At 39.1% G+C, this 23175-nt stretch carries 20 protein-coding genes, 1 tRNA gene and 1 pseudogene; 12 read left to right on the top strand and 10 right to left on the bottom strand.

What is annotated here, in order from left to right:
- Positions 1-5: 5 nt before the first annotated feature.
- The 5 genes from KV40_RS08110 (at position 6) to KV40_RS08085 (ending at position 6960) form a co-directional block, all read left to right on the top strand.
- The gene (locus KV40_RS08110) at positions 6-1133 is read left to right on the top strand and encodes an ABC transporter permease (RefSeq protein ID WP_036479766.1); all 1128 of its coding nucleotides are present in this window, start codon (positions 6-8) and stop codon (positions 1131-1133) included.
- 30 nt (positions 1134-1163) lie between these two features.
- Positions 1164-3092, top strand: a complete 1929-nt coding sequence (locus KV40_RS08105) for an ABC-F family ATP-binding cassette domain-containing protein (protein ID WP_036479764.1) — start codon at positions 1164-1166, stop codon at positions 3090-3092.
- A gap of 212 nt (positions 3093-3304) precedes the next feature.
- Positions 3305-4045 carry a DUF554 domain-containing protein gene (locus KV40_RS08100; RefSeq protein ID WP_036479761.1) on the top strand — a complete coding sequence of 247 codons (741 nt, stop codon included), beginning with the start codon at positions 3305-3307 and terminating at the stop codon, positions 4043-4045.
- 865 nt (positions 4046-4910) lie between these two features.
- Entirely contained in the window at positions 4911-5381 is a 471-nt protein-coding gene (locus KV40_RS08090; protein WP_052055468.1) for a response regulator transcription factor, read from the top strand.
- Between the two features lie 151 nt (positions 5382-5532).
- Positions 5533-6960: a TldD/PmbA family protein gene (locus KV40_RS08085; protein ID WP_036479756.1), complete on the top strand. Its 1428-nt coding sequence runs from the start codon at positions 5533-5535 to the stop codon at positions 6958-6960.
- Positions 6961-7395: 435 nt separating this feature from the next.
- On the opposite strand, the gene KV40_RS08080 is transcribed toward KV40_RS08085, so the two are convergent.
- Positions 7396-8181 (bottom strand): photosystem II S4 domain protein, encoded by a 786-nt coding sequence (locus KV40_RS08080; protein WP_036479754.1) that lies wholly within the window; start codon positions 8179-8181, stop codon positions 7396-7398.
- Between the two features lie 272 nt (positions 8182-8453).
- On the opposite strand from KV40_RS08080, the gene KV40_RS35665 reads away from it, so the two are divergent.
- Complete coding sequence (locus tag KV40_RS35665; protein WP_172657251.1) at positions 8454-8615, top strand: hypothetical protein; 162 nt, start codon at positions 8454-8456, stop codon at positions 8613-8615.
- A 313-nt stretch (positions 8616-8928) separates the two neighbouring features.
- On the opposite strand, the pseudogene KV40_RS08075 reads toward KV40_RS35665, so the two are convergent.
- The 4 genes and pseudogenes from KV40_RS08075 to KV40_RS08060 form a co-directional block, all read right to left on the bottom strand.
- Positions 8929-10242: pseudogene (locus tag KV40_RS08075) on the bottom strand (TldD/PmbA family protein); the annotation flags it as partial.
- A gap of 93 nt (positions 10243-10335) precedes the next feature.
- Positions 10336-10725: a chorismate mutase gene (aroH, locus tag KV40_RS08070; protein WP_036479750.1), complete on the bottom strand. Its 390-nt coding sequence runs from the start codon at positions 10723-10725 to the stop codon at positions 10336-10338.
- 83 nt (positions 10726-10808) lie between these two features.
- A complete protein-coding gene (locus tag KV40_RS08065; RefSeq protein WP_036479748.1) occupies positions 10809-11720 on the bottom strand; it encodes a branched-chain amino acid transaminase in 912 nt (303 codons plus the stop codon).
- Between the two features lie 30 nt (positions 11721-11750).
- Positions 11751-13511, bottom strand: a complete 1761-nt coding sequence (locus tag KV40_RS08060; protein ID WP_036479746.1) for a M61 family metallopeptidase — start codon at positions 13509-13511, stop codon at positions 11751-11753.
- A gap of 284 nt (positions 13512-13795) precedes the next feature.
- Here KV40_RS08060 and KV40_RS08055 point away from each other — a divergent pair, with 284 nt between their 5' ends.
- The gene (locus KV40_RS08055; protein ID WP_036479744.1) at positions 13796-13996 is read left to right on the top strand and encodes a 2-phosphosulfolactate phosphatase; all 201 of its coding nucleotides are present in this window, start codon (positions 13796-13798) and stop codon (positions 13994-13996) included.
- Positions 13997-14040: 44 nt separating this feature from the next.
- Here KV40_RS08055 and KV40_RS34795 read toward each other — a convergent pair whose 3' ends face one another.
- Positions 14041-14178, bottom strand: a complete 138-nt coding sequence (locus tag KV40_RS34795; protein WP_156113988.1) for a hypothetical protein — start codon at positions 14176-14178, stop codon at positions 14041-14043.
- 57 nt (positions 14179-14235) lie between these two features.
- On the opposite strand from KV40_RS34795, the gene KV40_RS08050 reads away from it, so the two are divergent.
- Positions 14236-15195, top strand: coding sequence for an ABC transporter permease (locus KV40_RS08050; protein ID WP_036479741.1), 960 nt, complete (start codon positions 14236-14238; stop codon positions 15193-15195).
- 247 nt (positions 15196-15442) lie between these two features.
- On the opposite strand, the gene KV40_RS08045 is transcribed toward KV40_RS08050, so the two are convergent.
- Entirely contained in the window at positions 15443-16843 is a 1401-nt protein-coding gene (locus tag KV40_RS08045) for a serine/threonine-protein kinase (RefSeq protein ID WP_036479738.1), read from the bottom strand.
- A 64-nt stretch (positions 16844-16907) separates the two neighbouring features.
- Positions 16908-17624, bottom strand: a complete 717-nt coding sequence (locus KV40_RS08040; RefSeq protein WP_036479735.1) for a DevA family ABC transporter ATP-binding protein — start codon at positions 17622-17624, stop codon at positions 16908-16910.
- A 28-nt stretch (positions 17625-17652) separates the two neighbouring features.
- Here KV40_RS08040 and KV40_RS36120 point away from each other — a divergent pair, with 28 nt between their 5' ends.
- The 4 genes from KV40_RS36120 (at position 17653) to KV40_RS08020 (ending at position 19809) form a co-directional block, all read left to right on the top strand.
- Entirely contained in the window at positions 17653-18282 is a 630-nt protein-coding gene (locus KV40_RS36120; RefSeq protein ID WP_216595562.1) for a hypothetical protein, read from the top strand.
- 178 nt (positions 18283-18460) lie between these two features.
- The gene (locus KV40_RS08030; RefSeq protein WP_036479732.1) at positions 18461-19096 is read left to right on the top strand and encodes a LysE family translocator; all 636 of its coding nucleotides are present in this window, start codon (positions 18461-18463) and stop codon (positions 19094-19096) included.
- A gap of 90 nt (positions 19097-19186) precedes the next feature.
- The gene (locus KV40_RS08025) at positions 19187-19408 is read left to right on the top strand and encodes an AbrB/MazE/SpoVT family DNA-binding domain-containing protein (protein ID WP_036479730.1); all 222 of its coding nucleotides are present in this window, start codon (positions 19187-19189) and stop codon (positions 19406-19408) included.
- Positions 19405-19809, top strand: a complete 405-nt coding sequence (locus KV40_RS08020; RefSeq protein ID WP_036479728.1) for a type II toxin-antitoxin system death-on-curing family toxin — start codon at positions 19405-19407, stop codon at positions 19807-19809. The genes KV40_RS08025 and KV40_RS08020 overlap by 4 nt, the downstream gene beginning before the upstream one ends.
- A gap of 245 nt (positions 19810-20054) precedes the next feature.
- On the opposite strand, the gene KV40_RS08015 is transcribed toward KV40_RS08020, so the two are convergent.
- Both KV40_RS08015 and KV40_RS08010 read right to left on the bottom strand, forming a co-directional pair.
- A tRNA-Arg gene (locus tag KV40_RS08015) sits at positions 20055-20127 on the bottom strand.
- Between the two features lie 100 nt (positions 20128-20227).
- Positions 20228-22747, bottom strand: coding sequence for a DNA topoisomerase (ATP-hydrolyzing) subunit A (locus KV40_RS08010; RefSeq protein WP_036479726.1), 2520 nt, complete (start codon positions 22745-22747; stop codon positions 20228-20230).
- Between the last annotated feature and the right edge of the window lie 428 nt (positions 22748-23175).

The following is a 23175-nucleotide window of genomic DNA, read 5'->3' as shown; positions in this document are numbered from 1 at the left end:
TTAACATGGTCTGGTGGCAAAAACTCAAAAAAAATACTTTGGCTCGTTTTGGGGCGATTATATTGATTATTTTGTATCTATCGGCAATCTTCGCTGATTTTCTCGCTCCCTATAGTCCTTATGCAGCGCAATCTGATGGTTCTTTGTTACCGCCTACGGAAATTCATTGGCGCGACCGCAATGGTAATTGGACTACGCCTATAGTTTATCCTAGCATTCAGGGTGAAACGGATTTAGATACGGGCGATCGCGAATTGATTGTAGACTATGAAAACCCCGCACCAGTCGCTTTATTTGCTAAAGGTTTTTCCTACAATCTATTTCAAATTCAGCTACCTTTACCCCCCAATTTCGAGCAGGTGACTATTTTCCCTGGTATTCCCCTGCGGAGGCATTTATTTGGAACTTTGGGCGAAGCCAGAATTAATATTTTGGGAACCGACCAACAGGGAAGAGATCAGTTTAGCCGCTTGCTGTTTGGTGGCAGGGTCAGTTTATTTATTGGCTTAGTGGGAATTGCCATTTCTTTTCCCATAGGAATGTTAGTTGGCGGAATTTCGGGCTATTTTGGCGGTTGGCTCGATGCGTCTTTAATGCGAATTGTAGAAGTATTGATGACCATTCCAGGAATTTATTTACTTATCGCCCTGGCTTCGATTTTGCCTCCTGGTTTGACTAGCCCTCAAAAATTTCTACTAATTGTCTTTATTACTTCCTTTATTAGCTGGTCGGGTTTAGCCAGGGTAATTAGAGGACAGGTATTATCTATTAAAGAACAGGAATTCGTGCAAGCCGCCAGAGCAATGGGAGCAAAGCCTTTATATATTATTATTCGTCACGTTTTACCCCAAACTGCTACCTACATCATTATCTCTGCTACTCTTGCCGTTCCTGGTTTTATCGTTGCCGAATCGGTTCTTAGTTTGATTGGCTTGGGGATACAGTCAAAAGATCCTAGTTGGGGAAACTTACTGTCTGTAGCTACCAATGCTTCGATTTTAGTGCTACAGCCCTGGTTAATTTGGTCGCCTGCGATTTTAATTGTGGTTACGGTATTATCCTTTAATCTTTTAGGAGATGGCTTGCGCGATGCTCTCGATCCGCGTAGTCTGCAACAGAGAGATTCATTATGATGAAGATAGCGAGCCAAACCCGAATAATAAATGAGCATCATCACCTTACAAAACGTCAGTAAAGATTTTGGCATTAAAGAAATTTTAAGAGATGCCAGTTTTAGTATCGAACCCGATGACAAAGTAGGGTTAATTGGGGTTAATGGCTCTGGTAAATCTACCTTGCTAAAAATGATTGCGGGTATCGAACCTATCGATCGCGGCGAACGAATGGTTAAGTCGGGAGCAAAAATTATCTATTTACCACAACAGCCAGATGTAGATGAAAACCTCAACGTATTGGATCAGGTATTTGCTAACAGTAGCGAACAAATGTTGCTAGTACGGCAATATGAAGAATTATCACATCAAGTTGCCAGAGCTAAAGGTGATAAACTCGATGCTTTAATGTCTAAACTGGCTGGTATTACCGAAAAAATCGAACTAGCGGGAGCGTGGGAACTAGAAACCAAAGCCAAAATAGTTCTTACTAAGCTGGGAATTGAAGACATGACAGCCAAAGTAGGCAGTCTTTCTGGAGGATACCGCAAGCGTATTGCTCTGGCGACGGCATTACTAAACGAACCCGATTTATTGCTAATGGACGAGCCTACCAACCATCTCGATGCCGAGTCGGTAGAGTGGCTGCAAGAATATCTCGATCGCTTTTCTGGTGCTATTTTATTAATTACTCACGATCGCTATTTTTTAGATCGAGTAACCAAACGAATTATTGAAATCGATCGCAGCGATCTCTATACTTATGCTGGTAATTATTCTTATTATTTAGAGAAAAAAGCCCAGCAGGAAGCCGCAGCAGCAAGTTCCGAGCGCAAGCATCAGGGGGTATTACGGCGAGAATTAGAGTGGCTCAAACGCGGTCCTAAAGCTCGTAGCACCAAGCAAAAAGCCAGGATCGATCGCATTGGAGAAATGCAAAACAAAGAGTTCAAGCAGGCTCAGGAAAAAGTAGAAATCGATACTCCAGGCAGACGCATCGGTAAAAAAGTAATTGAAGTCGATAATATTTCTAAAAGCTATAACGGACGGACTCTATTTAAAGATTTTAGCTATAAATTTAACAGGCGCGATCGCATCGGTATCATTGGCGGTAACGGTGTGGGTAAGTCTACCTTAATTAATATTATTACTAACCGCATCAAACCCGATACGGGACGGGTAGAAATCGGTCAAACTATTTACATCGGCTATTTCGATCAGCATTCCGATAACCTACTCGATGCACTTAACCAAGAGCAGCGGGTAATTGACTATATCAAAGATGTTGCCGAGATAGTCACCACTGCCGACGGAAGCCAGATTAGCGCGTCGCAAATGCTGGAAAGATTTTTATTTCCTCCCAATCAACAGTATGCACCCCTACACAAACTATCGGGTGGAGAAAAGCGTCGTCTGTTTCTACTACAGGTATTGATGTCAGCACCTAACGTTTTGATTTTAGACGAGCCTACTAACGATTTAGACGTACAAACTCTAGCAATTTTAGAAGACTATTTAGAAAATTTTAATGGTTGCGTTATTTCTGTCTCTCACGATCGCTATTTTTTAGACCGTACTGTAGAATTTATTTTCGCGATCGAACCAGATAGTATTGTTCGTAAATATCCTGGTAATTATTCAGTTTATTTAGATTACAAACAAGCAGAAAAAAAAGTAGCTAAGGAAGAAGAAAAAGCAGCAGAGCCTAAATCTTCCAGCAACAAAAAACAAACTGAATCTAAATCTGCTAATAATAAATTTCGTCGTTTATCTAACTACGAAAGACGAGAATTTGAGTCTTTAGAAGGTAAAATTACCGATCTAGAAATTGCCAAAGAAAAACTAGAAAAGACACTATACCATAATCCTCCTACAGATTTTACTCAGCTGCAGGATTTATCCGAACAATTGGCAGCGTTAAACAATGAAATAGATCGGGTTACCGAACGGTGGATGGAATTAGCAGAAAGAGAAACTTAATACCAATTCTCGTAAATAATGAAATTTTTAGATATAGATTATGCAAAAAGAAATAGATAAAATGGAGCCTTTAGTTTTTAGTTATTTCGCTTGCAACAAAAAAGCTTTTTTGTCTCTCCAGTTACTTTTGAGAAACGGTATAGGTTTTTAACTCGTCGCTTTTCTACCTCGAACAGATTCAAAGTAAAATAAGCAAACTTGTAAAATTATTTATGGATTTTTGGGTAAAAACCAGCGGTACTTGGATTAATATTTTTACCGTTGCCATTGGCACAACTTTGGGTTTAATTCTTCAAAACCGCCTCAACACACAAATGAAAAAAATTATAACTCAAGGGATTGGCTTAATAACCATTTGGATTGGTTTGAGTATGGCAAATAGCATGGCAAAGGTAACAATTGCTGGTATTGACGGTGCTATTTTGAGCTTGCTTTCTATGATATTGGGTGGAATTTTAGGCGAGTGGTGGGAAATAGAGTATAGGTTAACTGCTGTGGGAGACTGGTTGAAGTACAAAATTCGCGGCAAGGGGTCATTTACCGAAGGATTTGTTGCTAGCAGTATACTATTTTGTGTCGGTCCAATGACTTTAATTGGAAGTTTTAATAACGGTCTAAATGGCGATAATACTTTATTGACTCTTAAATCAGCTATGGATGGAATAGTTTCAATAGCTTTAGCGAATATTTACGGTATTGGCGTGGGTTTTTCTACTTTAGTAATTTTAATTTATCAGGGCGGTCTATCTTTAATTGCCGGCTGGATTGCCGATACTATTACCGATCCTAATAACAATCCCTATTTATTAATTATTACGGGGGTTGGGGGTTTAACTATCATTGCTATTGGTTTTAATCTATTAGAAATAACCAAAATTAGAGTTGCTTCTTTTTTGCCCGCGCTAGCTGTAGCACCTGTTATTTATTATTTACTGAGTATTATTCGATTTTAAATCTAACCATACTTCAATGTTTGGTACAAGAATAAGCCATAACGATAAAAGTAAAGGAAATAATATTTAATATTGTCAAAATTAACCACTGGCTACAAGTTACATGACTAAGTTTGTCAAGTAAATAGTTGAATGAGCTATTTGATTTTCCAGCAGATGAAACTGTGTTTTCTGGAAAAGAAAGTATTTTTAGAATATCTGGCTGTGCCAAGCGACCAGAAGACAACAAGTTTAGCTTTTGATTAGACATAAATCAAATAAATTACGATTATTTTCCGTGTCGAAATTTGGTTGGTAGTTTTTAAATGACTGACTATTTTGAACGAGGTATGCTTTTATGTCTCAAGTACCCTAAACCGTTCGGTCGAGCAATAGAAACAGACAGCCTACTGAAGGCAATTTTTTTAGATCTCTATGTTCCCTCGTATTTTAAAACTTAATAAACAGCTTACTGTGAAATTATTTAGCAGTATTTTGTTTGTTAGGATACTGGCATCTCTTGCGTTGGCGCGTTCGGATACCAAGTAAGATTACTTATTTGTTTTTTGGGTGAGATTCTCTTTACATTTCGTTTAATACTGTAACAGATTGTAAAAGAATTGCCTAGTTTTGACGCTCGATACAAAAATTCAGTAGATGTTGGATTGAAATTACTTTCTTGACTTTTGTGGAAAGCCAGGTTCGACAAAACGTTTGCACTTTTCTTTATCTTTTAGCAGCAGTGTGTTTTAAAAAACTGTATACAAACAAATGAATTTTTAGTTAATTTCACGGCTATCGAAATTATTTAGCGGGCGGGACTGTAGTATAGTTACCAGGATCTAAGTAAATATATGGATAAACTGACTACAGTAATTTCAAATTAATGTTTAATATAGTTAATAAATTTTTTTCAGATAGCAAAACCGAGTATCGGCAGTTGAGCGTTTTGGCAGTCGAATCAAATAAATTTTACGGACAATCTCTCACCAGGCTAATTAAAAAAGCTCGACCTATGCACAAAGTTTTGCTTGTAGAAAATAGCGAGCAGATTTTTTCTTTGATGTATAGCGAAGTGGAAATTGACGTAATCTTTTTTGACATCAAAGCAGAACTTAACACCGACAATATTACCTTGATTAAAGCAATCGCGCCAAAGATTAGTCTGATTAACTGGAGTAGCTGTCAGCATCCTGAAGTAATCGAGTTGTTATATTCTTTAGGAATTAACTTTTTCTGTCATAAAGAATGCGAGCCAAAAAAATTAATCGAGGCTTTAGATTTAGCTGGTAACTATCCTCGGTCATTCTATGCAGATGATAGATTGTACGAGTGCTTGAAATCAGTCAGAAGTTAAATATATTATTTCGCGGTTGTATGAAATACTCTTGGTTCGCGAGAAACAAATGGTAATAAACTTCTCGCACCAATTATTATTAACCAAAAATGTTGAATATATATAATAGAAACAGGTGATAATTAAATAGATACTGTGTTTTTACCTGTTTATGTCAGATATATTTGCCGAGCAAAAAAACCTATTAACAGAATTAATTTTTAAATATAAAAAACACGTCGATTTTTTATCAATTCGGCTGGAGTTAGCTGCCGAAACCAACATATCTTTAAGAGGAAAAAAAATTGAAACTCTTAGCGACAGTATGGCGGTTGGCGGACAAGTGCGTGCCTGTCATAAAGGAGGATGGGGTTTAGTAACTTTTAATGACTTGACCGCTATGGCAGAGAAGATCGAAGAAGCGATCGCTGCTGCTAAAATGGTGGGGCAAGAAAAAACCATACTCGCACCTGTAGAACCAGTACAGATAGCTTGTAGATTGCCTTTAACTGGTAGCGATCCGCGGCAAATTCCGCTAAAAGCGAAAAAGTCTCTCTGCGATCGCTACAATGATATCATCAGAAGCTATAGCGATCGCATCATTGCCAGTTCCGTCAGCTATAGCGATTGCTCTCAAAGAGTTTTGCTTGCAACTTCAGAAGGCAGCTTAATCGAACAGTCCTGGTCGGACATGGAAATGCGTTTTGCAGCTACGGCCAGGAATGGCAATATCGTACAGACTGGTAGAGAGACTACTGGTTCGCGTCAGGGTTTTGAAGATTTGGAAAGTCTAGATACTAAGGTAAAAAGTGCGGCACAAAGAGCAGTGGATGCCCTCTCACAGCGAACTATTAAAGGCGGTATTTATACTGTAGTTATCGATCCAATTTTGACAGGTTTGTTCGTTCACGAAGCTTTTGGACACCTTTCTGAAGCGGATATGGCTTATGAAAATCCCGATTTGTTGTCAGTAATGAGCATGGGTAAACAATTTGGTTCGCCAGAACTACAAATCTTTGATGGTGCAGCACCCAATCTAGAAGATTGCCCTACAGAAACACCAAAATTACATCGAGGTAGTTACTTTTACGATGACGAAGGTACACCTGCTACTGTCACTCAGTTAATTAAAGACGGTGTATTGGTAGGAAGATTACATTCTCGCGAAACCGCAGCCAAGCTAAAAGAAAAACCGACGGGTAATGCTCGCTGTCTCAACTATCATTATTCACCCATCGTTCGCATGAGCAATACCTGGATTGGTAGGGGTAAAACTCCCGTCAAAGATTTAGTGCGGGATATATCTACTGGAGTCTATGCTGGCAACTGGCTGGGGGGAATGACCAATGGCGAGATGTTTACTTTTAGTGCAGGTGAAGCTTGGATGATTCGTAATGGAGAGTTAGCAGAACCAGTAAAAGATGTAACTTTGTCGGGTAACGTTTTTAAAACTCTGGCTAACATCGAAGCAATTGGTGATGATTTTTATTGGGATGAATCTGGCGGTTGCGGAAAAGGTGGACAGGGAGGTCTGCCAGTTGGCTGTGGAGGACCGAGTCTAAGGATTAAAGAAGTAACTATTGGTGGTAATACCGAATAAAAACTACAAAACTTGTTGGCTTCGAGGCGATCGCAATTTGTTTGAAAATTCATTTAGTCACAGCTTATACTAATTGTTAAAGTAACAAGATTAAAAACCGCCTATATTATTTTCTTGCCATTTAATAAGTATTAAGAGCTACAATATGTTTAAATGAAAAAGCCAGCGTTTTACGCTGACTTAGGGAGCAAGAGTTAAAAAACTTTGTAATTGTAGAGCAGTACGCTGTTAACCAAAGCGTGGTAAATTCTTTGATACAAACTTTGTTTTGTTGAATCTATCATCGGTGTTATCTGGGTATATAACAACAGTAGATATACGAAGATATTTTGTAAAATAATTTTTTCTTTTAGTTATATTTACGGATAAACAGTTTGTATTAGTTGGCAAAACAACTCTTTAAATGCAAGCTTATTGTTTTATACCAAAAATAATTTACCTGTATCTAACCAAATCGATACGATAGCGTTGTTTTTTAGTTAGAGAAACTTCGCCTATTTCTAGTCTTCCTTTGCCGCGAACGCTGATTAAATCTCCCGATTTAAGATTGTAGCTAGCTTGAGTAATTTCTTTCCAATTTACCCGTACATCTTTACTGGAGATCGCTTCAGCCATTTTACTACGAGACATACCAAAACCAGCAGAAGCGATCGCATCTAGTCTCATTGAAGCTTCTACCGTAGTCATTTCTTTCTTTTTAGGTGGAAGAATTTTTAATTCGCTAAATTCTATCTGTTGAGTTTTAACGCTAACCGATCTTACCTGAGTCAAAGATGTAGTTAGAAACTCGACCATTTCTGGTACGACTATAGCCTGCGCTCCTCTTTCACCTAAAACGATAATATCTCCGACTTTCTCTCTAACTATTCCCGTACCTAAAATTGCTCCTAAAAAATCTCTGTGGGTAGCAGGATCGAAAAGAAAATTACCTGCAATATCTAAAGCCGCTAGTTCTATTTGCGACTTATCTAAAGGAATATCTGGACGAGAAAGCCCGATTCGCTTTCTTTCTGCTTGAGGATATCCTCCCCAAGCTACAGTTTCTATTTCTGTCAGTCTGCCAAATACTGTTTCTGCTTCTGCCAAAACTAACGGCGAAAAAAAATCAGTGCATAATACTTCCCAAGTTTTGATAGCTTGTTCGGCTTTATCGATAATACGAGTAATTTCTTCACGATTTTCTACACCTGTTAATAATTCGCTTTTAGCTAATAAACTCATTGACAAACAAAAATACTAATTCTTTAAATTATAAAAACATTCCCAATCTTTAGTTTGATTAATACTCAAACTATCAGTATTAATACTCATTACTTAAGTGAATTTTTTTTTTGACGATCGAGACTTTAATATCTGCCTGATGAAGTATATAACCAAACAATTAAGTTTATTTGAAGTTTCTGTAACCAATTATACTATTTACTATAAAAAATGTTATCTTTTAATGAGAAAACTAACCATATGTTATTTATCAGCTTTAAAAAAACTACACCATGAACAAAATCAGTCAGGAAACCGTAAACCAAGCTACTTTAAGCCATCGTGAAAGTCTTCGCCGTAGCTTGACCAATCGTTTAGAAGCTGCAAAAGCTAGAGGAGACGAACAATTAATCCAACAGCTACAGGCAGAAGCTAAATATTTAAATATTAATTAGTAGAATCTGGTACGTTCTCCGTTCTACTGATAGGACGGAGAGCAATACTTCTCGTTTGAAACTTTCTATTTAGTAGAATAGCTGTATCGAGTTTGGGAAGCAGGAAAATGGAGTATTTTCAACAGTTTGTTCCTAAATCTCCAAAACTCTATTTCTCTATAGCTCAACCCAATAATGAACTCGTTAATCGAGAAGTGTTGGGATAGAGAGCAAATTAACAATAACTTGCTGCGATCGCCATAACCGTTTACCTGCCACCCACGACTACATTATTTATTTTTACATGAGGACCGCCAACGCTAACTGGTAAAGGCATTTGCCCTCCTTTGCCACATCCACCATTGGTGTAGAGAGTATCATTGCTAATTGCTTCTATATCCTTGAGAGTTTGAAATACATTTCCCGTCAGAGTTACATCGCTAACTGGCTCGGCTATTTTCCCATTGCGGATTCTATATCCTTCTGCGGCAGCAAAGGTAAACATTTCGCCATTGGTTTGTCCTCCTAGCATTCTGACCGCATATACGCCATCGTCAATAGTTTTAATCATTTCTGCCAGGGGAGTTTCTCCAGGCTCGATCGCCGTATTAGTCATTCGCACTATGGGAGGATAGCTGGCGCGAATTGCTCTGGCGTTTCCCGTCGGTGATTCCTGCATTTTGCCTGCAGTTTCTCTAGAATGCAGTCTTTGAGTTAATACGCCATCTTTAATTAAATACTTACGCTGTCCTGGCACTCCTTCATCGTCATATTTTAAAGTTCCAGGCAGGTTTTCTAAGGTCGCATCGTCAATAACGTTTAGTTGTTTGATTCCCATCGGCTTGCCTAAAGTTAATAGTTCTTGCATCTGCGGATTTTCATAGACGAAATCGGCTTCCGAAAGATGCCCAAAAGCTTCGTGGATAAACACACCAGCTAGATAGGGATCGAGCAGTACGGTATACTGTCCTCCTTTGACAGATTTTGCTTCTAATTGTCTAATTGCCCGTTGCGCCGCGCTTAAAACCCGCTCCTCAATTCCCACCAAATCGTTAAAGTCGTTGAGAGAAAAAACCGATTCAAACCCCTGACGGACTAAGCCTGCTTCTCCTCTGGCAATTGCCCCAAAACGTCCAGAAATATTTAGTCTTTCTTGAACGATACAGCTACCAATTGAATTGACAAAATATTTGGTAGTAAAGCGATCGCTCAAGCTAGTCATGGTAGTTTGAATGCGCGGATCGTAGTCTAAAATAAGCTGATTGTAAATTTCTAATAAACGACGTTTTTCTTGCAAATCAATACCGCGAGGATCTCTTTTAATTTGAGCGGGGACATAATCTTCTATTGGTTCTATCGGTGCTAGTTGAGTCGTTTCCGAGCCGACTATTTTAGCTTGAGAAATCGCTTCATCGACTCGTGCCGACAATTCTTCTAAACCGTTGAAAGTTACAAAACTCCAGCCTCCTTTATGACAGGCGCGAATGCCTCCTGCTAGAGCAAAGCTACGATCGACCCCATCTAACTGTTTGCCTCTAAAAGATAGAGCGGTAGCTTCACTTTGTTCGACTCTAATTTCTAAATAATCGACATCGTGACGGCGGGAGGCGATCGCACTCTGTATTTCGGTTGCTATATTGTCGGTCATATTCTGCATTGGCTATGAGGTGAATTCGGAGTTAATAGAGGCATGGCAGTGGCTTTCCCATACTTCAATAATTTGCAGTGCCTTACCCCTACTTTAATGATTTACAGTCAAGGAAATATTCCAGTCGGGGCGTAAAGTTTGAGCCTGACGTAAGTAGCAGTGAACGATCGCCGACTGCGGCAGATTAGTATTAAACTGAATTAACACTCTAATGCAGCGTGGCAGGCTGCCTTCGACTGGCATTTGCTGTAAATCTAATAAGGGAACACTATCCCATCCAGGACGAGATCTAGTAGCTGCTGCGGGAAACATGGCGTTGAGGTCGGATGTGGCGGTGAAGAAAACGCAGACTATTTCATTGAGGTCGAGACTGTTGTATGCTTCTATTTCGTCTAACAACTCATCTACAGCTTCGGCGATCGCTTCGGGTGTATTTTCCTTTACTGTAATTGCCCCGCGAATTCCTCGCACTCTCCAGTCCACAGCTTATACCTCCTCTAATTATTAGTTAGCTTGATTATGGCGATCGGTCTATAGTTCGTTCTCTTATTATCTACGATCGACAGCTAACAATTAACAATATGTACCCAATCTTGATATTTAGAATCGCGATTTTCGGTAATTGCGGTTAGCTTTTGCCTTAGTTTATCGGTGATTGGTCTATTTGTTGACAAATGATAACTCTCGATTTTTTTGACTGGCGTGATCTTGGCAGCCGTACCGCTTAAGAAAACTTCATCGGCAATTAGCAGTTCTGTTTTATCTACTGGTCTTTCTATAGTTTCAATACCAAGATCTCTAGCTATGGTCAAGACACTATCTCTGGTAATTCCCTCTAAAATATCTTGATTGAATCCAGGGGTAATTAATTTACCGTTTCTGACGATAAAAATATTCATACCCGAAGCCTCGCAAACCTTACCCTGAGAGTTCATCAAGATAGCTTCGTCAAAACCAGATTCGACAGCTTCGGTTTTTGCTAGAGAAGAAGTAATATATGCCCCGCTAATTTTACCTCTTAAAGGCAAACTGCGATCTTCCTGGCGATGCCAGGAACTAATGCGACAGCTAATACCGTCGGGGGGTAAATAATCACCCAACTCGATACCATAGATAAAAAAGTCTTTTTCAATTTTGTGCAGGCGCGGCGCGATACCGAGATCGGAAGTATAGACAAAAGGACGAATATAAAAGGGCTTAGTAGGCTGATTTTTTTGAACGAAATCAATTATTACCTGCTGTATCTTATCGGCAGGCAAATCGTAATTTAAAAACTTGGCACTGTTGCTCAGTCTCTGACAGTGGCGGTCTAATCTAAATAATAAGATTTGTTGGGGATTTTGGGGATCGGGCAGTCCCCTCATGCCGCCAAACGCTCCCGTCCCGTAGTGCAGGGCATGAGTAGCAATGGAAATATTGGCTTCTTCAAAGGGAACAAATTGATTTTTAAAGTAGGCAAAAGTTAAAAAAGTGTGCATTTTTTATTCGATCTATTTTGCTAATTGTCTTTAACCCAGCCATCCAGATAAATTTTGCTGCTGCAAGTCGGAAAGGTTATCCAAACGAGCGAGTTCATAGCGAGTTGGTAGCGGTTTGGCAAGAGTTACGGGTAAAGTTTTTAATTGGTCTTGATGAAATACCGTAACCTGAATTGTATCTTCTGCCTGATAGTCTTTGAGGCGATCGCTCAAAAATTCTGAGGTAATGCGAATATCGTCAATTGCCAGGAGCTCATCTTCAGCATCTATTCCTGCTTTGGCGGCAGGAGAATCAGCTTCAACAAACTTAATTATTTCTCTGCCATTTTCGGTAACTACTTTCATACCCGTATGGAAAACGGGGTCATCGTCTTCAACGGCTTTAACGTACAAGCCAAAGGGTTCTAAATATTCGTCAAACGGCAATTCTTCTGTAGTTTCGATATAGCGAACGAAAAAGTCATCTAAATTATCATCGGCTACTTCAGCGATCGCATTACGTAATTGTGATTCGCTAAAGCCAATCTCTTGTTTGCCAAACCGCTGCCACATCAAACGCATCACATCATCTAGCGATCGCTGGTTATTATGTTTGGCTCTAATTAAAAGATCTAGCAGTAACGATACCATTTCTCCTTTGAGATAATAAGAAATCTGATTGTTATCGCTATTGGCATCGCGGCGATAGAGTTTGATCCAGGCATCATAGCTAGATTCTCCTAATGGTTGAACGTTGCGCCCTGGTATGGTGAGATAGCGGGTAATGTCTTTACTAAGATTTTCCAAACAGGTTTTACGCTCGTAAACTCCTGCTTGCAGGGGAATTAAAATATCGTAGTAGCTGGTTGTTCCCTCGCAAAACCACAAAGAAGTAGTGTAGCTTTCCGCTTCGTAATTAAACTTTTCTAAAACGTGGGGGCGAATCCTTTTCACGTTCCACAGATGAAAAAATTCATGTGCTACAAGCTGCATAAAACGATTGTACTTGTTGCAATCGCGAAAGCCAAAGCGGGGATAATTTAAAGTACAAGACTCTTTGTGTTCCAAACCACCGTAACCACTACCAGAAAGATGTAGTAAAAATAAATAGCGATCGTAAGGTACCCCGTCAAAGATTTTAGCTTCGGTTTCGATTATCTTTTGTGTATCTTCAATAATCTTTTGTGGTTTGGCGTTTCCTTTGCCCCAAACTGCTAGTTGATGGGGTTTGTTGACAGCTTCAAAATCGTATACTTCTTGCGTACCGATTTCTACGGGACTGTCTACCAAAGTATCGAAATCTTGTGCTTCGTAAATATTAGCTTTGCGATCGACTACAGATAAGGTGGTGCTGACTTGCCAATTAGAATACGGAGGAATAATCTGGACACGGATCGGCTGTCGTTCCCAACCTGAAATGAAAAAGAACAAAGCCGCGCCGTTGAAATAGCCATGAGTGCTATCTAAATGATTGGTACGTACCGTTAGTTCGTTAGCGTAAACTCGATAGCGTACCGTAATCTCAGAACTATTTTCTGTCTCTATGCGCCAGCGATTTTTGCTGACTTTTTTGCTAGCTAAATTGCCATTGCTATCTTCAGCCACAAAATCTTGAACGTGCCTCGCGTATTCTCTGACTAAATAAGAGCCAGGAGTCCAAACGGGCATTTTTAAATCTAGCTGGTTTTCTTGCCAGTTGTTAACCTGCAAACTCACTTCAAATAAATGAGAAGCTGGTTGTGGCATTGCCACCTGATAAGCGATAGTTGTAGCTGTTGGTTTGGGCTGACGAATAGCTGTAGCTTCAGTCATGTATATTTCTTGTCTAATATTTGTCTGCGTAATGGTTAGATTTTAAATTAATAACTAAGTCGATCGCATAAATCTATATTTTATTTGTGAGGAGTAAAATATGTTATTGCAGAAGTCATGTTAGAAAATGTGGCATCTAAAAAGCTATCGGAAAAATTAGGTTTCCAGAGTCCGGGAATACTTATAAAACCTGGTTTTTGGAAGGGAAAGTATCATGATTTAGAACTGTTTATTTTAAAGACTGGATTGGAGCAGGTGCAGTTATAAATTATCTTGGCGGTAGTTTGTCACCAGAGGCGCAAGCCGCAGTCACGGTATATCAAAACCTTCAACACAGCCTAGAATATTTAATTAAGCAATGTGGCTCTGGCAAAGAATTAATCGAGCGAGGTTTTAAGCGGGATGTTAAGTTAGCAGCAAAGCTAAATGTCAGCAATTGTCTTCCTACATTGGTTGACAGAGCCTATACCAATCTCGCAAGATAATAAGAGCATGATAAATTCGATTGATTTTATTTTGTAATATCTTTTTATAGTTCTGCTGTCTTAGTATCCGAACCAGAATTTAACAGGCTAGGATTAACAGATGTGGCGATCGCAGTAGCTTCACACTGAATATAGCTGCAATGAGATTTTTTCTCAAACACGGATGGGTCGATCTGGGGCAACGTGAAGATCTTCCTGAAGTACATTATTTTGAGAAGAGCTTCTAAAAACTAAATTTAATGAGCCACTACTTTATTAAACGTTTGCTAATTTCAATTCCTACTTTGATAGCAATTAGTATAATTATTTTTGCTATTTTGGCACTAGCACCAGGAGATCCTTTAGGTGAATTTGCGTCTAATCCTGCAATTACCACCGAAGTCAGAGAAAATATTCGCCGTTCTTTGGGATTAGACCAGCCGATTCATATTCGCTATATAAAGTGGTTTACAGCATTTGTTCGCGGCGATATGGGTTATTCTTTCAATAGTCGCAGTCCCGTATTCAATCTATTAAGGCAGCGGTTGCCAGCTACGCTTTGGGTAGTTGGTTTGGCTTATATTTTTGGCGTATTAATTGCTTTTCCGTTGGGAATTATTTCCGCTCTCAGACGTTATTCTGTTACCGACCAAATTATTACTACTATTGCTTTTTTAGGCTTTTCTATTCCACCGTTTTTTACAGGTTTACTATTTATAATTATTTTTAGCGTTTGGTTAAACTGGTTTCCGTTTATTTACAATAGCAGTTTGCAAGTAACGGATTTTAATAGCTTTATCGGTCAAATAAAACAATCTATTATGCCAATTGCGGTACTCGCTTTATATCAGTCGGCAATTTTAATGAGGTTTATTCGTTCTTCGGTTTTAGAAGAATTAAATCAAGAATACGTGCGAACGGCTATGGCTAAAGGTTTAACTCAATGGGCAATTATTAAAAATCATATTTTACGTAACGCAATGATTCCTGTCGTTACTTTAATTGCTATAGATATACCTGCAATTTTTACTGGTGCATTAGTAACCGAACAAATTTTTCGAGTCCCAGGAATTGGTGCATTGTTAATTGAGTCGATCTACCGTAGCGATACGCCAGTAGTAATGGCAATTACTTTTATTTACGGTATTTTGATTGTGTTATTTAATTTAATTGCCGATCTTTTATACGCCGTTCTCGATCCGCGAGTGAAATATGAGTAGGTATAACGAAAGTCAAAAGTCAAAAGCGGCGAGAACTGGCGCGGGTATCCCGCGAGGCTCCGCTAGGAGCGAGACGTTTTTTATAAAACAAATAAAACGAGTCGGCGCAGTTGCGCCCTGGAACGCTCGCCAAGAAGTTAACAGTTAAATGCCCAACCTTTCGATAATGAGCAATTATCATTTAACATTTAGCATTTATCAATGAGCAATGGACAGATATCAGTGGTCAGTGAAAATTGTTCATTGTTTACTGTTCATTGTTCATTGATACAACTGGCAACTTCAGCCAATCACCGAGTTCGTGAGATATCCAGTCAAGTTCAATTTCAGAAAGTATACCGTTTCCCCCAATTTTAAACTTTTTAGTTCCAGCCCAAATATTAATTCGTGGTTTTACTTCTACGCGATCGCCATCGGAATCTTTCTTGTAAGAAGTATTAGTGCGTTCTAGCTTAACGATTTTATGCCTGGACATAGGACGAGGACGATAATATTTAAGACCAAAAAGCTGATATCTGAGGGAAATTTGTTTGTTGTCGATATACAACAGAGTATTTCCAAAAAGAGTAAATAGTATAGATAAAATTAACCAGACACCAACACCCAAATGACCGAGTGCAAACAAAGCTGCAAACCAACCTCCTTGACTCCAGGTGGCGATGGCAATAGAATACCAAACCACCAAAAATCCGTTCCAAAAGGTTGCAAATCCAATCATAAACAGCAATTGCATACTAAAACCAACTGGCGGAATACAAATTTCTAGATATTCTGCTTTTTTATTCAAAACCACTTTAGAATCTATTGGTTTGGAAACAACTAAAGCAGGCTTTGTCTGTAGCTTGGGATTTTCTAAGGCTTCTAAAGCGCGATCGGCAGATTCCAAACGCCGTTCTAAACTTGGTTGTGTCATCCACTGCAACCACTCAACAAAGCTAGACGAGAGATTGACAAAGTTTTCAAAGCTAATCCGAAAGTCTTGTTGAGGTAAATCGGCTGGATGCTGTCCCGAAGCTAAATAAATAATTGTCGTTCCCAAACCATAGAGATCGGAAGCTGGTACCGCTCTTCCCCCAAACTGTTCTAATGGCATATAACCGTAAGTTCCTACTACCGTTCTCGTTCCTAGTTCCTTGGTAGCAGCCTGTACCGAACCAAAGTCTACTAAATAAACTTGTCCGACATAATTTCCAGAGCGATCGCCCAGTAATATATTTTCTGGTTTGAGATCGCGATGGATAATTGGGGGATGGCGATGATGCAGATAAATCAGAATTTCTAAAACTGCTGTGACAATTTGTTTTAGTTCTATTTCACTAAAGGTTCTTCCTGCTTGAATATGCGCTGCTAGAGAAGGTGCATCGATATAGCTTTGTACCAATGCAAAACCTCGTCCAAAATCTGTTTCTACATCAAAATAATCGAGATAACGAGGAATAGCTGGATGTTTGAGTTCTTTGAGAATTTTAGCTTCACGCTCAAAAAGCTTAAATGTCTCCCACTTTAATTTACCACCAAAGGTTAGCAGCTTAACTACCACTAACTCTTGAGTTTGTCGATCCTTGGCTAATAAAGTTTGACGGTCGGTTTGACCTAAATGCCTCTGGATTTCATAACGCCCTTTAAGTAAGCGAGGATTTAAAGGCATAGTAAACGTATGGTTTAAAAATACATTATAACTTCGCTGTAGAGCCAATCGAGGCAAAGTATTTTCAAGCAGCAGCTTTTTTAGTAGAGTTATTAACTAACTTGCCGTCTTCCATATGTATGATGCGATCGGCAACGTCTAAAATACGGTTGTCGTGAGTGACGAGTAAAATTGTGCTGCCTTGTTCTTTAGCTAACTTTTGCATCAAATTTACTACGTCGCGACCAGATTTACTGTCTAAAGCGGCTGTTGGTTCGTCGGCTAAGACAATCGCAGGATGTGCCACCAAAGCACGAGCGATCGCCACACGTTGTTTTTGTCCACCAGATAAGTTGTCGGGATAATAATCCAATTTATCTCCTAAGCCTACCTGTTCTAGCATTGCTGCGGCGCGATCGCGCATTTCTGCCTGAGAGTATTTGCCATGTACTTCCAAACCCATCCGCACGTTTTGTAAGGCAGTAAGGCTTTTATGTAAGTTATGTGCTTGAAAGATATAGCCGTTATTGCGTCTAGCTCGAACTAACTCTTTATTACTCGCACCACAAAGCTCTGACCCAAGTATTTTACAGCTTCCCGACTGAGGCGATCGCAGACCACTAACTAAGGTTAATAAAGTAGTTTTACCCGAACCAGAAGGACCTGTCATTAAGACAATTTCGCCGCGATCGATTTCTAAATTAATATCGAATAAAACCTGTTTGCGAAGTTGTCCCGTACCAAAATAGTGGTCGAGGTTTTTGATGTCGATTACTGGTTGTATTGATTGTTGTTCGTTCATAAATATTTACCAATGGAGTATTGATGACATGAATTTGAAAGATAGATACTTTTATATTGAATTTGAAATCCTTAGTTTAGATAGATTTGAGTATTTCCAAAAAATGTTTGAGAAGCTCAAAATAATCAAAAATGATTGGATGAATATTTGTGATTCTGAAAAAGAAGAAAGCAATTTAGATTATCAAGATCCAATCGAAGATTTTAATTGGTATAGTTATCTTGATAATGAAGCGAAAGCATGGTTTGAAGATACTTTTGATTACGACAGTGAGGAAGGTATAGTGTATCAGAAACTTTGTAATCTAACTCATTACGAACATCGTTTACATCCATTTTTAAGAACTCCTGGTAACTGGGATTTAGAATCAATGCTTCATTCTATTTTTTGTGGGGAGTATTGTTTAATCAAGCTTGTTCGACAAGAAAACAATCGAGAAGAAAACAATCGAGGTTGTTTATATTATGAGCCTATGGGTCATCCTTTTGGTGGTTCGGATAGCTTGGTAGAACTAATTAGAGCTTTTGGTAACAGAGTTATATATGATTTTTATCATGAAAATGATAATCTCAAAATTGAGTCTCAATGGAATTATGAACTAGCTAAAGAATTAGTTAAAAAAGGCATTGGTTTTACTCCCGATATATTGAATAACTAAGAAACAATTATTATCTTAGATATCTGATTTTTTTTGGGTAGCGATCGCAAGCCACTAACTAAAGTTAGTAAAGTCATTGTCGAACTAATGATTTGAATGGTTTTGATGACGAGAATAAAGTGTTAACATCCTAAATACTCTCAATTTATTTAAATAATTTTTCTCAAATATCTAACTTATGTTTGGTACTCAAGACCTCTCTGTTTTTTTGTTGGCAGCAATTTCTCTTAGCTTATTACCTGGTTCGGATACTATATATATCATTACTCGTAGCATAGGTCAGGGACGAAAAGCTGGTGTTGCTTCAGTTTTGGGCATTAGTACTGGTTTGTTATTACATACCAGTGCCGCTACATTTGGACTATCCGCTATTTTGGCTACCTCGGTAATTGCATTTAATATCGTGAAATTGATTGGTGCTACATATTTGGTATATTTGGGTATCCAAATGTTCTTTAATAATAGTTCCCAGGAAACCACCGACATTACTAAGACAAAAGAGGCAAATTTATCGACTATTTACCGCCAGGGAATTTTGACTAATGTTTTTAATCCCAAGGTAGCTTTATTTTTTCTGGCATTGTTACCTCAGTTTGTCGATCCAGCTAATAGCCATAAAGCGTTTTCATTTTTCTTTCTGGGGTGTATGTTTATTACTACTAGCACTACATGGAGTATGTTTGTTGCTTTGTTAGCAGCTAAAGCTTCTAGTATTGTTCGTTCTAAAACTCGGTTTATGGACTTTGCCAAACGAGTAACAGGAGTGATTTTTATTGGCATGGGAATTAAGCTTGCTACCGAACAGGCAAAGTAGATTAGCAACATTTTGTTTGCTTTTTGGTCATGTTTGGGTATATGTTTTTGCTAAAGTGGTAACTACATTCGTATCTACAGTATTAAAGTTGTGAAATTAAAAATTCAGAAAATCGGCAACTCTTTGGGTGCGAGTATTCCCCAAGAAATCTTAGAGAAAATGAATGTAGGAGAAGGGGATAGTTTGTACGTCACTCAAACACCTGATGGTATATATTTAACTCCTTACGATCCAGAATTTAAGACGGTAATGGAGACGGCAAAAAATATTACTAATCGCTATCGTAATGCCATGAAAGAATTGGCTAAATGAACTTAAAATTTGTTACTCTTGCTCAAGCTAAAGCCATACACAAACAACAGCTTGCTTTATTTGGTGGAACAACAGGAATTATTAATGAAGGAAAGCTTGAGAGTGCTTTATATCGTCCTGTAAATATAGCTAACTACAATCCCGATGCCAGTATATACGATTTAGCTGCTGCATTAGGTTATGGTATTGCCATTAACCACCCTTTTGTTGATGGCAATAAACGTACTGCTTTTATTGTTATGGCGGTTTTTTTGGAAATTAACCAAATTAAGATGATAGCTTCAGAAGTAGAGGTAGTAAACATAATGATAGGTATTGCTAGCGGAACAACATCAGAAGAGATGTTATGTAATTGGTTAAAGGAAAATACAGAAAAGTACACTTGCTACAGTCAACTATGATAGAGAGGATTGCTTCTGAGAGTCATTGGGTAGCTATTTTAATTTGTTCATGACTAAACGGTTTAGTTTAGTTTTTATTATGATAAGACCAAACTGATTAGTTCGGCAATATTATATCGACAAATTATACAAAAGATTTACGCTCGTCTTATTTGAGTCTATTGGCGTGATGACGCTAATTTGACAACGGTGACAAATAATATGTGGCAATTGACAAACAGTTACTCTGTAAGACATTAACCTCACGAGCGCGGCAGGATTCGAACCTGCGACCTACAGAACCGGAATCTGTTGCTCTATCCCCTGAGCCACGCGCCCCTGTATTTATTACTAACAATAACATTTTTTTCTAATTTGAGCTAAAAGCAGAGATAATAGCGCGATAAGGTCTAAAGGAAGGACGCGATCGCGCTAATAGTTATTTAACACCAGAAGCGATAGCAATAATGGCTTCTTGTGCTTGCAACTTAACTAATTTTTCTCCAGTACTATTTTTATCTAGTAAAGGAATCTCGCTGACAGGCAACACCAAACGGCGATCTTTGTTAGTAATTAATACTAAATTATTTAGAGACTTAATCGCAGTTGCTGCTGCCAAGTTATCTCGTTCGTCGGCAAACTGAATTCCCTGAGTGCCTATATCGCCGCGATTGGCTAGTCTTAAAGTTTTAACTGGTATGCGTTTGACGTAACCCAATTGGGATATCAAAACTATGGTATCTTGGCTCGTAACCGCACAGCAGCCAGCTAATTGTTCTCGAACCCGCAGACGCATTACCTTATTACCTTGAGCATTACGTCCCATAGTTGGAATTTGATTTTCGTCTACTGCCAGACGCAAAATTCGTCCTCCAGTAGTAGCGATCGCCACTTCTTCACCTTCACGGCTAAAGCAAAAATACTGTAGGCTGTCGCGTTCCTTGAGCTTGATTAAAACCAAACCGCGATTGCCTAACGCTTCTAACTCAGAAGCTTTAAGGCGTTTGATAATTCCTTTTTCAGTCAACATGATTAAGTCGAGATTGCTAGTATCTTGAGGCATAAAGAACTGAGCCACTGTCTTGTTAGCATCTCTTTGTGCTGCTGAAGATAATAAACCTACAGCGGTTTGAGTAGTAGTTTCGATTGCCGAAGGAATATCGGCAATCGCTATCGGGTAGGCTTTACCACTATCGGTAACTATAATTGTCGATTGGCGATCTCCAATTGGTTCTCTGTCAACAATAAAATCGGCACCAGCTTTGATATTTAGATTAGAAGCGGAGTCAACTTCTGAAGGATTTTGCCAATAAATACAGCCTTCGTGAGTAATTTGCAAGTTAGCGTTTGGAGAGCGATCGAGCATCATCAACTTGTTAGGTGTAGCCCGAACCGCATCATCGGTTTTTGTAGGAGTAGATTTAGCTGCAACTACTTTCTTTTCCGCAGTAGGCAATACGCTAATGATTCGCGTCCGTCTTTCGTCACCAAACTTACGTTTAAGGGCGCGTAACTCTTTTTTTAATGCCTTAAGTAATTCGTGGCGATCGCTCAAAACTTTATTTAGCTGAGCAATTTTTTCCCGTAAATCTTCAGCTTCGGTTTCTAACTTTTGTCTTTCCAAACCCGTCAGGCGACGCATGGGCATGGCTAAAATCGAGTCTCCCTGGTCGGGACTAATGCCTAATTCCTCTTCCAGGCGATACTTGGCAGTAGTACCATCTGGAGCATTACGCAATACTTCAATAACGCGATCGAGATTATTTAAAGCGATTAATAAGCCTTCTACCAAGTGTAGTCTGCGCTCTGCTTCTGCTAGTTCGTGGCTGTACTGTCGAGTTAGGGTTTGTTCGCGAAACTTGAGAAACTCAGTTAACAATTGACGCAATGACAATTGAACTGGCTTATTATCCACCAATGCCAACAAAATCGCGCCAAAATTGGATTGCAGTGCCGTCTGACGATAAAGCTGTTGTAAGACTTTTTTGGCTTTAGCATCGCGTTTTAGTTCGATAACAACTCGCAAGCCCTGGCGATCGCTTTCGTCTCTAATATCGGAAATTCCTTCAATACGTCCCTGATTGACTAAATCGGCTACTTTTTCAATCCAGCCAGCTTTATTAACCTGATAGGGAAGTTCTGTAACTACAATTGCCTCTTTTTCTCTACGTCTGGTTTTGCCTTTAGAAAGTCTTTCGGCTTTAGCAACACCTCGAACTTTGATAATACCTTTACCAGTAAGATAAGCATCATGGATGCCTTTGGTTTCGACAATTTCTCCTCCCGTCGGAAAGTCGGGACCGGGAATTATCTGCCATAGTTTTTCGTCGGCCAGGTCTGGCTTGTCAATCAGCGCAATCAAACCATCAACGGTTTCAGTCAAGTTATGCGGTGGAATATTAGTTGCCATCCCCACAGCAATTCCCGCACAGCCGTTGAGCAATAAAATCGGCAATTGCGCGGGTAAGACTACTGGTTCTTGCTGAGAACTATCAAAATTGTCGCTAAAATTTACCGTCGCTTCGCTAATCTCATCGAGCATCCCTTGATATGCCAGAGGAGCTAGTCTGGTTTCGGTGTAGCGCATCGCGGCTGGCGGATCGTTATCCACCGAACCAAAGTTACCGTGACCGTCTAGAAGCGGATAGCGGGTAGAAAAGCTCTGTACCAATCTTACTAAAGCATCATATACAGACTGATCTCCATGAGGATGATATTTTCCTAAAACATCACCGACAACACGAGCGCACTTACGATAGGGGCGATCGGGTGTAAGACCCAACTCATACATCGCATACAAAATTCGACGATGTACGGGTTTTAGTCCATCTCTCACATCTGGTAAAGCCCTGCCGACAATAACGCTCATGGCGTATTCTAAATAGGATCTCTCCATTTCGCGATGAAGAGGAGTAGGGATAATTTGACCAGTCCCTAATAAGTTAAGCTGTTTTGCCATTAATTAAAAAGTCTCCAAAGGTGATTAGTAAGATATCCCGCAGAAGATGTAGTCGAGCTTTTAGGAATGAGAGTTTATAAAATATAGTGCAATATAGCTATAACATAGAAAAAGTTTTTTCTCTTACTGTTTTTTTGAGTCACAATTAATAAATAATGTGCTCTTCACTAGAAAATGGTTCGAGTGATATTTATCTACATCTAAAAGGGTATGTACTGTAAAAGCAGTGACGGTCGATATACATTGCCAAACTAACCTCGGCAGACTAAAAGACAATTGCGATCGCACAACAATACAGAGCTATGAGTTAAAATTGCTGATGGCTTTACACCATGCTATTTTTGGTACAAACCTCCTTGCGAAAGTGCAAGTCTGTTTCAAAATTTTAACTTTAGTCACAGGAACTCTTGGCAGACGAAAATTTTGTT

This window comes from Myxosarcina sp. GI1 (assembly GCF_000756305.1).
Lineage (GTDB): Bacteria > Cyanobacteriota > Cyanobacteriia > Cyanobacteriales > Xenococcaceae > Myxosarcina.
The sequence above is the reverse complement of the archived record's forward strand: the minus strand, read 5'-3'. Positions and strand labels throughout refer to the sequence as shown.